General features: G+C 72.1%; 9 protein-coding genes. 6 read left to right on the forward strand and 3 right to left on the reverse strand.

Going from position 1 to position 12,429, the window contains the following annotated elements; all coding sequences use genetic code 11:
- Positions 1–9: 9 nt before the first annotated feature.
- The gene (gene pdxR, locus ACTWJ9_RS19335) at positions 10–1,452 is read right to left on the reverse strand and encodes a MocR-like pyridoxine biosynthesis transcription factor PdxR (protein ID WP_443294501.1); all 1,443 of its coding nucleotides are present in this window, start codon (positions 1,450–1,452) and stop codon (positions 10–12) included.
- A 166-nt stretch (positions 1,453–1,618) separates the two neighbouring features.
- On the opposite strand from pdxR, the gene ACTWJ9_RS19340 reads away from it, so the two are divergent.
- Positions 1,619–2,110: a cupin domain-containing protein gene (locus ACTWJ9_RS19340; RefSeq protein ID WP_279335490.1), complete on the forward strand. Its 492-nt coding sequence runs from the start codon at positions 1,619–1,621 to the stop codon at positions 2,108–2,110.
- 46 nt (positions 2,111–2,156) lie between these two features.
- On the opposite strand, the gene ACTWJ9_RS19345 is transcribed toward ACTWJ9_RS19340, so the two are convergent.
- Positions 2,157–2,777, reverse strand: coding sequence for a MerR family transcriptional regulator (locus ACTWJ9_RS19345; protein ID WP_279338025.1), 621 nt, complete (start codon positions 2,775–2,777; stop codon positions 2,157–2,159).
- Between the two features lie 209 nt (positions 2,778–2,986).
- On the opposite strand from ACTWJ9_RS19345, the gene ACTWJ9_RS19350 reads away from it, so the two are divergent.
- From ACTWJ9_RS19350 to ACTWJ9_RS19360, 3 genes are all read left to right on the forward strand, one after another.
- A complete protein-coding gene (locus ACTWJ9_RS19350; protein ID WP_443294502.1) occupies positions 2,987–4,504 on the forward strand; it encodes a flavin-containing monooxygenase in 1,518 nt (505 codons plus the stop codon).
- Positions 4,501–5,385: an SDR family oxidoreductase gene (locus ACTWJ9_RS19355; protein WP_443294503.1), complete on the forward strand. Its 885-nt coding sequence runs from the start codon at positions 4,501–4,503 to the stop codon at positions 5,383–5,385. The genes ACTWJ9_RS19350 and ACTWJ9_RS19355 overlap by 4 nt, the downstream gene beginning before the upstream one ends.
- Before the next feature lie 76 nt (positions 5,386–5,461).
- Positions 5,462–5,644, forward strand: a complete 183-nt coding sequence (locus tag ACTWJ9_RS19360) for a hypothetical protein (protein ID WP_279335493.1) — start codon at positions 5,462–5,464, stop codon at positions 5,642–5,644.
- Between the two features lie 162 nt (positions 5,645–5,806).
- On the opposite strand, the gene ACTWJ9_RS19365 is transcribed toward ACTWJ9_RS19360, so the two are convergent.
- On the reverse strand, positions 5,807–9,262 hold the full coding sequence (locus ACTWJ9_RS19365; RefSeq protein WP_443294504.1) for a S41 family peptidase: 3,456 nt from the start codon (positions 9,260–9,262) through the stop codon (positions 5,807–5,809).
- Positions 9,263–9,445: 183 nt separating this feature from the next.
- On the opposite strand from ACTWJ9_RS19365, the gene ACTWJ9_RS19370 reads away from it, so the two are divergent.
- A complete protein-coding gene (locus ACTWJ9_RS19370) occupies positions 9,446–10,045 on the forward strand; it encodes a TetR/AcrR family transcriptional regulator (protein WP_279335495.1) in 600 nt (199 codons plus the stop codon).
- A 131-nt stretch (positions 10,046–10,176) separates the two neighbouring features.
- Positions 10,177–12,414: an MMPL family transporter gene (locus ACTWJ9_RS19375; RefSeq protein ID WP_443294505.1), complete on the forward strand. Its 2,238-nt coding sequence runs from the start codon at positions 10,177–10,179 to the stop codon at positions 12,412–12,414.
- Positions 12,415–12,429 lie beyond the last annotated feature (15 nt).

Below are 12,429 nucleotides of genomic sequence, written 5' to 3' on the forward strand. Positions count from 1 at the left end.
CCGTGGGGGTCAGCTTCCGTCGGGGGGTGGGGGCAGGATGCGGCAGAGGGCGTCGAGCGCCGCTCCGAAGCCGTGGTCGGGAGGGGCGGCGTAGCCGACGACCAGGCCGTCGTGCGCGGGCATGGTGGCGGCCGGGTGCCGGAAGCCGGCGAGCCCGTCCACGGCGACGCGCTCCCGGGCCGCGGCCCCGGTCACCGACCGCTCGGTGCCGGGTGGCAGGCCCAGCACCGCGTGCAGCCCGGCGGCGATGCCCGTGAGGGCGATGTGCGGCGCCCGGTGGGCGAGAAGGCCGACGAGACGGTCCCTGCGGTCCCGGTAACGCTGCCGGGTCCGGCGGATGTGCCGGTCGTAATGGCCCGATTCGATGAAATCGGCGAGCGTCAACTGGTCCGTGACACCGGCCCACGCCTCGCGCTCGCCCTTGACGCGCAGGACGGGCTCCACCAGGTGGTCCGGCAGGACCATCCACCCCAGCCTCAGCGCGGGGGAGAGGCTCTTGCTGAGCGAGCCCAGGTACACGACACGCTGCGGATCGAGACCCTGGACGGCACCCACCGGCTCCCGGTCGTAGCGGAACTCCCCGTCGTAGTCGTCCTCCAGCAGCAGGCCCCCGCTCCCGCGTGCCCAGTCCACCGCGGCGGCCCGCCGCTCGGGGTGGAGCGGCCCTCCCGTCGGGAACTGGTGGGCGGGGGTGAGCAGCGCCGCCCGTACGCCCTTCAGCGCGGACAACTCCGCGGTGCGCGCCCCGTGTTCGTCCAATGTCAGAGGTACGGTCCGGACGCGCGCGGCCTGCAGGACCGACCGGTGGAAGGGCAGTCCGTAGGACTCCACCGCCAGGGGGCCGCGCAGCACCTTCCCGTCGAAGAGGAGCCGTAGGGCGGGTGCGAAACCGGAGCACACGACGATGGTCTCGGGGCTGGTGCGCACGCCTCGCGCGCGTGCCAGGTACTCGGCGAGGGCACGTCGCAGCTCGGGCCGGCCCCGGGGGTCACCGGGCCCGAACGCCTCGTGGGGCGCCGCGTTCAGCGCCCGCCGCGCGGCGGCCAGCCAGGCCGTACGGGGGAAGGACGCGGCGTCCGGCAGGCCTTGCCGCAGGTTGTGGGCGGGCGGCTCCGGCTGTGCCGGCGTCGGTCGGGGCGCCCGCGGGGGAGTGAGCGGCTTCGCTCTGGGGGCCACCCGTGTCCCCGACCCCTGGCGGGCGACCAGCCAGCCCTCGGCGACGAGTTCGGCGTAGGCCTCGGCGACGGTGTTGCGGGCCAGACCGAGGTCGGCGGCGAGCGACCGGTAGGGAGGGAGCCGGGTGCCCGGGGCCAGCCGTCCGTCCCCTATCGCCTCGCGCAGCGCGCGACCGAGCGCGGCCCGGCGGCCACCGCCTCCGGACATGTCCGGCTTCAGGTCCACGTACAGGTCGCTGCCGATGCGTTCGGCTGGATTGACCCATGAATCAGCCACGGGAATGCACCCTACACAGGGTCTTTCGGGTGCGTAGCGTGGTGGTCATGAGGACGGGGGGACGGAGTGAGGCCGGGATCCGGAGACGGCCCGGACACGGCCCGGGGCTACCCGGGCGGACCTGCTCCCCGCAGTTCACCGACCGACCGCAGCCGAGGAGAACCTCATGAACGCGTCCGCCCGCCCCGTCCTGGTCCGTGCCGGTTCCGCCGAGACGTTGCAGGACGGGGCCACCAGTCTCATCACGCTGCTCGCCGACTCCGACCGGACCCAGGGGGCGCTGACGGCCAACCGGGCCGGTCTGCGCAAGGGGTCGCCGGGCGCTCCCGCCCACTTCCACACCAAGGCGACCGAGATGTTCTTCGTGCTCGGTGGCAGCCTGCGGGTACTGCTGGGCGACCGGATCATCACCCTGGAAACCGGCGACTTCGTGACGGTGCCGCCGCGGCTGCCGCACGCTTTCGCTCCGGCCCGGGGCGAGGAGGCCGACGTGCTGGTCGCCTTCACCCCCGGTATGGACCGCTTCGACTACTACCGTCTGCTGGAGCGGGTCCACCTGGGGGAGGCCACCGTCGAGGACATCAAGGCCAGTTCCGAGCAGTACGACAACCATTACTACGCCAGCTCCCTCTGGGAGGCAGAGCTGGCCGGCGACTGACCGGCGACCGGTCGGGGACCGACGACCGGCGGCCGGCCGCCGGCCGTCAGTCCCGCTGGTGCAGGCGGCGGTCCATCGCCAGGGAGAGTTCGGCGTCGACCACGCTGCGGGCCAGGGGGCGCAGGCGGTGGACGGCGTCCTCGGGGGCGTGGCGGAGGATCAGCTCGGCGAAGAGGCCGGCCATGGTCTCGGCGTGGGCGCGGACCTCCCGGCCCGCACGCAGCACCTCGGCGAGCGGGATGCCCTCACGGACCAGGGCGGAGGAGACCTCCAGCAGGCGGCGGCTGATGTGGACGATCTCCTCGCCGTCGGTGCCGAGGTAGCCGAGGTCCATCGCGGCGGCGAGGTTCTCCGGGGTGACCTCGCCGGTGAAATGGTCGGCGAGTTCCTCGGGGGTGAGGCGGACCGGGGTCTCCTCGGTGGGAGTGTCCATGCCGAGGAGGTCGCCGACGTCGCGGCCGTGGTCGAAGGCCTCGGCGAGTTCCGCTATGCCGTTCAGGGTGTGGCCGCGCTCCAGCAGGGCCGTGATGGTGCGCAGGCGGGCCAGGTGCCGGTCGTCGTACCAGGCGATGCGGCCCTCGCGGCGGGGCGGCGGGATCAGCTTGCGTTCGCGGTAGAACCGCAGCGTGCGCACGGTGATCCCGGCCCGTCGGGCCAGCTCCTCCATGCGGTACTCGCGCCGCTCACCGGATCCTGCGTTCTCCTCTGCCACGCCAGCAGCCTAGGGCCTGCGCGCCGGACGGGCCCCGGGGCGTACCAGCGGTAACTTTCCTTGTGCGCCCCCTACCCATCGGTACGGCCCTGCCCTACTCTCCCCATTGCGCCAGTGTTCACTGGCGGGGTTTTCGGTGGTGCGCGAGGGCTGGAGGCTTCGGGATGGCCGAGCACGAGCATGTACGGGTCGCGGTGGTGGGGTCCGGGTTCGGCGGGCTGGGGGCCGCCGTGCGGCTGCGGCGCGAGGGGGTCACCGACTTCGTCGTCCTGGAACGGGCCGGCAGCGTCGGCGGCACCTGGCGGGACAACAGCTATCCCGGGTGCGCGTGCGACGTGCCGTCCCACCTGTACTCGTTCTCCTTCGCGCCCCATCCCGACTGGCCGCGCTCCTTCTCGGGGCAGGAGCACATCCGCGCCTACCTGGAGCACGTCACCGACACCTTCGGCCTGCGCCCGCACCTCCGCTTCGACTCGGAGGTGAAGCGGATGGTGTGGGACACAGAGCGGCTGTGGTGGGAGATCGAGACCGGCAACGGCACCCTCACCGCCGATGTCGTGGTCTCCGCCACCGGGCCGCTGTCCGAACCCAGGGTCCCCGACATCCCCGGGCTCGACACCTTCCCCGGCAAGGTCTTCCACTCCGCCCGCTGGGACCACGACCACGACCTGCGCGGCCGGCGGGTCGCCGTGGTCGGCACGGGGGCCTCGGCGATCCAGATCGTGCCGGCGATCCAGCCGCTCGTCTCCCGGCTCACCCTCTTCCAGCGCACCCCGCCCTGGGTCCTGCCCCGCATGGACCGGGCCATCAGCGGCGCCGAACGGGCCCTGCACCGGGCGCTGCCCTTCACCACCCGGCTGCGCCGCGGACTGCTGTGGGGCGTCAGGGAGTTGCAGGTGCAGGCGTTCACCAAGCATCCGGGCGAGCTCGGTCTCGTCGAGCAGTTGGCCAGGCGCAACATGGCCCGTGCCGTCAAGGATCCGGCCCTGCGGGCCAAGTTGACCCCCGACTACCGCATCGGATGCAAGCGGATCCTGCTCTCCAGCACGTACTATCCGGCGATCGTCCGGCCCAACGTCGATGTCGTCGCCGGCGGGTTGAGCGAGGTCCGCGGGTCGACCGTCGTCGCCGCCGACGGAACCGAGGCCGAGGCCGACGTGATCGTGTTCGGCACCGGGTTCCACGTGACCGACATGCCCATCGCCGAGCGGGTCGTCGGCGCGGAGGGCAGGACCCTCGCCGAGACGTGGACGGGCGGGATGGAGGCCCTGCGCGGCGCCTCGGCCGCCGGGTTCCCCAACTGGATGACGCTCATCGGGCCGAACACCGGCCTCGGCAACTCGTCGATGATCCTGATGATCGAGTCCCAGCTGAACTACCTCGCCGACTACCTCCGCCAACTCGACCTCCTGGGCGGCCGGGCGGCCCTCGACGCCCGCCGGAGCGCCGTCCGCGTCTGGAACCACCGGGTGCAGCAGCGGATGAAGCACACGGTGTGGAACACCGGTGGCTGCACCAGCTGGTACCTGGACGCGAACGGCCGCAACACCACCGTCTGGCCGGGCACGACCGGTGAGTTCCGGCGCGCGACCCGGCGCGTGGACCTGTCCGAGTACGCCGTCCTGCGCGCACCCGCGAAGAAGACCACCGCGCCCCACGAGAACACCGAGGTGGCCGCATGAGCAGGGGCAGTCTCGGGGGAAAGGTCGCCGTCGTCACCGGAGCGGCCCGCGGAGTGGGGGAGTTGCTCGCCCGCAGGCTCTCCGCGCGCGGGGCGACGGTGGCACTGGTCGGGCTGGAGCCGGACGCGCTCGAACGGGTCGCGGAGCGACTGCACGGCGAGAGCGGCCACTGGCACGCCGACGTCACCGACCACGAGGCGATGGCCCGGGTCGCGGGGGAGGTCGCGGAACGGTTCGGGCGGGTCGACATCGTGGTCGCCAACGCCGGTGTGGCCAACGGCGGTCCGTTCGCCGACTCCGATCCGGGAGCCTGGCGGCGGGTCGTCGAGGTCAACCTGATCGGATCGGCGGTCACCGCCCGCGCGTTCCTGCCCCTGCTGATCGCGAGCCGCGGCTACCTGCTCCAGATCGCCTCGCTCGCCGCGATCACCCCGGCGCCGATGATGACCGCGTACTGCGCCTCCAAGTCCGGTGTGGAGGCGTACGCGCACTGTCTGCGGGCCGAGGTCGGACACCGGGGAGTACGGGTCGGCGTCGGCTATCTCTCCTGGACCGACACCGACATGGTGCGCGGGGCCGACCAGGACGAGGTGATGCGGGAACTCAGGCAGCGGCTGCCGTGGCCGGCGAACAAGACCTATCCGCCGGGGCCCGCGGTGGACCGGATCGTGGCCGGGATCGAGCGGCGCTCGAGCCATGTGTACGGGCAGTGGTGGCTGCGCGGGATGCAGGGCGTGCGCGGATACCTGCCCGGCGTGATCGGGACCGTCGGGCAGCGGGAGATGCGGCGGTTCGCGGATCGCCTCACCGGCATGCGCACGGGCCTGGTCGGAGCCGGCGGCAACGCCGACGAACAGCATCGGACTACGGTGCGTGACTGATCGACATGCGCGGGGTGACCGTCCGTGTGAATCTGGTCGGGCAAGATCCCCCACACCCCAACGGGAGTGAACCCACATGGGCATGAAGGACCAGTTCCAGGAGAAGTCCGAGCAGATGCAGCAGCAGGCCAAGCGGAAGGCCGACCAGGCCAAGGAGCAGATCCAGAACCGCGGTCGCCGTCGCGAGGAGGACCCGAACAACCCGCAGCGCGGGCGGGAGAAGTCCGAGGAGCGTTACGATCGGGACCACGACGCCTGACGTCGTGTGCTGCTGAACACCACTGCTCGGCACGGCCGGTGAAGGCCGTTTGCTGAAGCGGGAAGGGGCGCCTCCGCGGGGGGTGCCCCTTCCCATGTCTCCAGGCCCCTCGCACCCCTCGCACCCCTTGTGCCTCCTATGCGCCTTGCGTCCCTGGTCCCTTCACGCCTCGTGTGTCCTCGGTGGCAGCTTCGGGCGGGAGCGGTCGGGGACGTCGCTGTAGGTCGGGGGAGTGGCCGGGGGCTCCGTCTCCAGGAGTTCCAGGGCCAGCCGGACCGCGTCGTCGAGCACCGGGTACCGGCCCTCCGCCCAGTCCAACGGAGTGCGCAGCGCCTCGAGATCGGGGGCGACGCCCCTGTTCTCCACCGACCAGCCGTACGCGTCGAACCAGGCCGCGTTCATCGGCACCGTGATCACCGTGCCGTCCCCCAGCCGGTGCCGGCCGGTCATGCCGACCACCCCGCCCCAGGTGCGCTGCCCGACCACCGGCCCCAGCTTCAGCAGCTTGAACGCGGCCGTGATCATGTCGCCGTCGGAGCTCGTCGCCTCGTCCGCGAGGGCGACCACCGGCCCGCGCGGGGCGTTGGCCGCGTACGACACCGGCTGGGCGTCGCGGGTGAGGTCCCAGCCCAGGATGGTGCGGGTCAGCGTCTCGACGACGAGTTCGCTGATGTGGCCGCCCGCGTTGCCGCGCACGTCGACGATCAGCGCCGGGCGGGACACCTCCATGCGCAGGTCGCGGTTGAACTGGGCCCAGCCCGAGCCGCCCATGTCGGGGATGTGCAGATAGCCGCACCGGCCGCCGCTCAACTCCCGTACGACCTCACGGCGTTTGGCCACCCAGTCCTGGTAGCGCAGAGGGCGTTCGTCGACCAGCGGGACGACGGCGACCCTGCGGGGCGGGCCCGTGCCCTCGGCCGGGGCGAACGTCAGCTCCACCGTCGTACCGCCCGTCCCCGCGAGCAGCGGGTAGGGCCCGGCGACCGGGTCCACCGGGCGGCCGTGGACATGGGTGAGGACCGCGCCCTCACGGATGCCGGTGCCGGCCAGCGGCGAACGCGCGCGGGAGTCGGAGGAGTCACCGGACAGGATGCGTTTGACCGTCCAACCGTCCTCCCGGGGCACCAGGTTGGTGCCGAGGAAGCCCTGGCGACGCTGGTAGTGCGGCGGGCCCTCGTTGCGGCGGGCGGCGGTGACGTAGGCGTGGGAGGTGCCGAGTTCGCCGAGCAGTTCACGCAACAGGTCCGCGAACTCGTCCGGGGAGGCGACCCGTTCGATCAGCGGACGGTACTGGTCGAGCGCCGCGTCCCAGTCGATGCCGCACATGCCGGGTTCCCAGAAGTAGGCCCGGATCAGCCGCCCGGCCTCCGCGTACGACTGCCGCCACTCGGCCACCGGATCGGCCTCGTGCAGGATGCGGCGGACGTCGATCCAGACGGTGGAGTCGCTGTCGCCCGGCTCGGTCGCGGGCACCGCGCGCGGCTCGCCCCCGTCGGCCACGACCAGCCGCGTCCCGTCGCCGCTGACCGCGAAGAGGTCCAGGTGATCGACGAGTTCGGACTTCTTCGCCTTGCTGATGTCGAAGTGCTCGAGAGTCGGCCGGCCGCTGGTGTCGTCCGGGTTCACGAACGTCTCGCCGAGCGCGCCCGAGATCGGCCAGCGCAGCCAGACCAGCCCGCCGCCCGCGACCGGGTGCAGCGCCGAGTACTTGGAGGCGGTGACCGGGAAGGGGGTGACCCTGCTCTCCAGGCCCTCGGTCTCGACGGTCACCGGGCCGCCGTCGCCGAGGTCGTCCTCCTCGGCCTCCACCGGGTCCAGGCCCCCGGCGGCCGGCCGGCCCTCGGGGCTGAGGGCGAACGGGGAGAGGGTCGCCGAGGACAGCGGCACCAGGTACGGGCGGCAGCCCAGCGGGAAGGACAGGTCACCGGTGTGCACGTCGTAGACCGGGTCGAAGCCGCGCCAGGACAGGAAGGCGAGGTAGCGGCCGTCCCGGGTGAAGACCGGGTTCTCGTCCTCGAAGCGGCCGTTGGTGACGTCGATGACGAACCGGTCCTTGAGCCGGGCCAGTTTGATCTGCCGCAGCGTCCGCCCGATACCGGGATGCGACCAGGTGAGCCACCCGCCGTCGGGCGAGAACGCGAGGTCGCGCACGGGCCCGTTGACGGAACGGATCAGCTCGGTGACCGGGGCGTCGGGGACGGGGTCGGGGTCGGGGGCGGAGCCCGGGCCGTCGTCGGCCTCGGCGGGGTCGGCCCCGCCGGTACCGGCCCCGCCGGTACCGGCCCCGCCGGTACCGGCCCCGCCGGTACCGGTCTCACGGGGGTCGACCTTGCCAGGGCCGGCCTCGCTGGTGTCGATGAGCAGCAGGCGGCCGTCGTGGGAGGCGACGGCGAGGCGTTCGCCGTCCGGGTCGGCCACCATCTCCAGCACCCGGCCCAGCCTCCCCGGGGCCAGTCGTCGGGTGGGGCGGCGGCCGCTCGCCCGGGGCAGGGAGACGATCTCGATCGCGTCCTCGCCCTCGGCGTCCGTCACATACGCCACCCGCCCGCTCGCGCCGAGCATCTCCGGCAGCCGCACCCGCACGCCGGGGGTGTCGGTGAGGGTGCGCGCGGGGCCGTCGCGGTGGGTGAGCCAGTACAGGCTGCCGCGTACGACGACGGCACTGGCCCGGCCCGTCTCGTCCACCGAGACGCCGTCCAGGTGGTGCGCGGCGGGCACCTGGTAACGGCGCCGCCCGGCGCGCGGCCCGCTCAGCGTGATGTCCAGCCGGCGCGGCACGGAGTCCGGGGACAGGCCGTCGACGATCCACAGGTCACCGGCGCACTGGTAGACGACCCGGGTGCCGTCGCTGGACGCGTGCCGGGCGTAGAACGCGTCGTGGTCGGTGTGGCGGCGCAGATCGGAGCCGTCGTACGCGCAGGAGTACAGGTTGCCGACGCCCTCGTGGTCGGAGAGGAAGGCGACCCGGCCGCCGACGAGCATCGGGGACTGCAGATGCCCGTCGACCTTGGCGAACACGCCGTGCCCGTCCTGCTCGTCGTCTCCGCCGTCTCCGTCGAGCAGGCGCCGTCCGTGCAGCCACAGCCTGCCCGTCGCCCCGCCCCGGTACCGCTTCCAGCCGGCCGGTTCGTGCGGCGGGGTACCGGTGAGCAGCAGGGTCCTGCGTTCCCCGTCGATCTCGGCGACCTGGATGTCGCTCACCGGCCCCCAGGGCAGTTTGCGCCCCGGATCGCCGTCGGTGGAGAGCTTGTAGGACCAGGAGAAGTACGAGAACGGCTGGCCGTGCGAGGCGACGGCGAGGATCTCGGGGCTCTCGTCGCCGTCGGGGCTCGGGGGCGTCCAGCCGCAGACCCGGGTGTCGGGGCTGCCCCAGTAGGTCAGCCGGCGGCCCGGCCCGCCGTCCACCGGCACCAGATGGACCTCGGGGTCGAGGCTGCGCCAGCTCGTGTACGCGATGTGGCGGCCGTCGGGTGAGAAGCGGGGGTGGCCGAGCTTGGTGCGGTCGACGGTGAGCCGCCAGGCCCGGCCCGGGGCGTCGAGTGGCGCGAGCCAGAGGTCGTCCTCGGCCACGAAGCACAGCAGGTCGCCGTTGAGGTGGGGCAGGCGCAGATAACTCACCCTTCCCATGCTTTTCCCGGTGACGGACCACAGCAACTCGTGGGGAGCGACGGCGGCTCTCCCGACGTGACCCAGCACACGTACGAAACGGTTTCGTTCCCTTAGAGGGGTGCGGTACATTCTTCGTGTACGAAACCGTGTCGTTCGGCGCGGTGAGACCCGGAGCGAGGAGAGGTGGGCGGGATGACCGAGGACGCGGCAGTGCGGCGCAGCCGGATCACCCCGGAGCGCGTGGCCGAGATCTACGCGGCCGTGCTCGACCTGCTTCGCGAGGTCGGGTACGACGCCCTCACCATGGACGCCGTGGCCGCCCGCACCCGGTCCAGCAAGGCCACTCTCTACCGCCAGTGGGGCGGCAAGGCCGAGCTGGTGGTGAGAGCCATGCGGTGCCAGAAGCCGGGCAGCACCGGTGACGTCGACACCGGTTCCCTCCAGGGGGACCTGCACGGACTCATCGGCCGTGAGGGCGACTACGTCATGGAGCAGAACGCCGCCCTGATGCGGGCGCTCGCCATGGCGGTGCACACCAACGACGACCTGCGGCGCGCCTTCAGGGACCTGCTCGTGGAACCCGAGATCGACGAGTTCCGGGGGATCGTCCGGCGCGCGGTCGAACGCGGCGAGGTCCACCCGGACAACCCGGCGCTGGACTACATGGTGCACATGCTCGTCGGCGCGTTCGCCACCCGGACGCTGATCGACGAACAGCCGCCCACGCGGGACTTCCTCATCTCGTACATCGACGCCGTGGTCCTCCCCGCCCTCGGCGTGTCCCCCCGCTGACCGCCCCGGTCGGCTCTCCCCGCACGACCCTCTCCATCCCACCATCACCACCTGACGGACGACACCGCTCACGTCGTCGGGCTGGACCCCCCTGCCCTGAGAATCCACGACCTGACCGGGAGTACTCCCTCGTGGCCACATTCCTCTATCGACTCGGACGTTTCGCCTTCAGGCGACGACACTTCACCGCCCTGTTCTGGGTGGCGCTGCTGGCACTCGCCGGCGTCGGCGCGGCCGGCGCTCCCGCGGCCGGCAACACCTCGTTCTCCATCCCCGGCACCGAGGCCCAGAAGGCCTTCGACGTGCTGGAGGAACGCTTCCCCGGCACCAGTGCCGACGGAGCGACCGCACGCGTCGTCTTCAAGGCGCCCGCCGGCGAGAAGATGACCGACGCCGGCAACAAGGTGACCGTCGAGAAGACCGTCAAGGAGCTCTCCGGCGACTCCCAGGTCGCCTTCGTCGCCGACCCGTACCAGGGCGGAGGCCTCAGCCAGGACGGCGCGGTCGCCTACGCGTCGGTGAGCTACAAGGTCTCCGGCATGGAACTGGAGGACTCCTCGCGCGACTCCCTGGAGGCCGCCGCCGAGGACGCCCGCGACGCCGGACTGACCGTGGAGATCGGCGGTGACGCGCTGCAGGCCGTCCCGGCGACCGGCACCGCCGAGATCATCGGCATCGGTGTCGCCGCGGTCGTCCTGGTCATCACCTTCGGCTCGCTGCTCGCGGCCGGCCTGCCGCTGCTCACCGCGATCATCGGTGTCGGCATCGGCGTCGCGACCATCACCGCGCTGGCCTCCACCCTGGAGCTCGGCTCCACCACCTCCATCCTGGCCACGATGATCGGCCTCGCCGTCGGCATCGACTACGCGCTGTTCATCGTCTCCCGCTACCGCACCGAACTGGCCGAGGGCAGGGAGCGCGAGGACGCCGCGGGCCGCGCCGTCGGCACCGCGGGCTCCGCGGTGGTCTTCGCCGGACTCACGGTCGTCATCGCCCTCGTCGGTCTGTCGGTCGTCAACATCCCGATGCTGACCAAGATGGGCATCGCCGCCGCCGGCACCGTCGCCATCGCCGTCCTCATCGCACTCACCATGGTCCCGGCGCTGCTCGGCTACGCGGGCGGCAAGGTCCGCCCGGCAGGCGAGAAGAGCAAGCTGCTCGGCGGCGGCCGCGCCAAGAAGACCGGCACGGAGACCGCCACGGAGACCGGCACGGCGCAGCGCCCGAACATGGGAACCCGCTGGGCGAGCTTCGTCGTACGCCGTCCCGTGGCCGTCCTCCTGCTCGGCGTCGTCGGCCTCGGCGCGGCGGCCGTCCCGGCGGGCTCCCTGGAACTGGGACTGCCCGACGACGGTTCGCAGCCGACGTCCACCACCCAGCGCCGCGCCTACGACCTGCTGTCCGAGGGCTTCGGCCCCGGCTTCAACGGTCCGCTGGTCGTCGTGGTCGACGCCAAGAACAGCGACGACCCGCAGGCCGTCTTCCAGCAGACCGGCGACGAGATCAAGGGCCTCGACGGCATCGTCACGGTGGCCCCGGCGCAGCCCAACGAAGCCGGCGACACGGCCACGATCACCGTCATCCCGGACTCCAAGCCGTCGTCCGTGGCGACCGAGGACCTGGTGCACGACATCCGGGACACCGGAGCGGACATCAAGGCCGACGTCGGCGCCGACATCCTGGTCACCGGCGCCACGGCGGTGAACATCGACGTGTCGCAGAAGCTCAACGACGCACTGCTGCCGTATCTGACCCTGGTGGTCGGGCTGGCGTTCCTGCTGCTGATCGTGGTCTTCCGGTCGATCCTGGTCCCGCTGAAGGCGGCCCTCGGCTTCCTGCTCTCCGTGATGGCCGCCCTGGGCGCCGTGGTCGCGGTCTTCCAGTGGGGCTGGCTGGCCGGCCTGATGGGCGTGGAGGAGACCGGCCCGGTCATGTCGATGATGCCGATCTTCATGGTCGGCGTGGTCTTCGGACTGGCCATGGACTACGAGGTGTTCCTCGTGACCCGGATGCGGGAGGCCTTCGTCCACGGGGAGAACCCCAGCCAGGCCGTGGTGACCGGCTTCCGGTACAGCGCCCGGGTCGTGACCGCCGCCGCGGTGATCATGATGGCCGTCTTCTCCGGCTTCATCGGTTCCAGCGAGGCGATGGTCAAGATGATCGGCTTCGGCCTCGCCGTCGCCGTCCTCTTCGACGCGTTCGTCGTCCGCATGGCGATCGTCCCGGCGGTGCTGGCGCTGCTGGGCAAGAAGGCCTGGTGGCTCCCGAAGTGGCTGGACCGCGTCCTGCCCAACGTGGACGTCGAGGGCGAGGGCCTGCGCACGCAGGACGACAGGAAGGGCGAGGACCGGGAACTGGTCCACGCCTGACACCACCGGACCGCA

Source organism: Streptomyces sp. GDS52 (genome assembly GCF_052246875.1).
Lineage (GTDB): Bacteria > Actinomycetota > Actinomycetes > Streptomycetales > Streptomycetaceae > Streptomyces > Streptomyces cathayae.

What these genes read in the sequence shown, in the direction of transcription:
- ACTWJ9_RS19340 (WP_279335490.1), top strand. Translation starts at nt 1,619, where the DNA reads ATGAACGCGTCCGCCCGCCCCGTCCTGGTCCGTGCCGGTTCCGCCGAG.
- ACTWJ9_RS19345 (WP_279338025.1), bottom strand. Translation starts at nt 2,777, where the DNA reads ATGGAGGAGCTGGCCCGACGGGCCGGGATCACCGTGCGCACGCTGCGG.
- ACTWJ9_RS19350 (WP_443294502.1), top strand. Translation starts at nt 2,987, where the DNA reads ATGGCCGAGCACGAGCATGTACGGGTCGCGGTGGTGGGGTCCGGGTTC.
- ACTWJ9_RS19355 (WP_443294503.1), top strand. Translation starts at nt 4,501, where the DNA reads ATGAGCAGGGGCAGTCTCGGGGGAAAGGTCGCCGTCGTCACCGGAGCG.
- ACTWJ9_RS19360 (WP_279335493.1), top strand. Translation starts at nt 5,462, where the DNA reads ATGGGCATGAAGGACCAGTTCCAGGAGAAGTCCGAGCAGATGCAGCAG.
- ACTWJ9_RS19370 (WP_279335495.1), top strand. Translation starts at nt 9,446, where the DNA reads ATGACCGAGGACGCGGCAGTGCGGCGCAGCCGGATCACCCCGGAGCGC.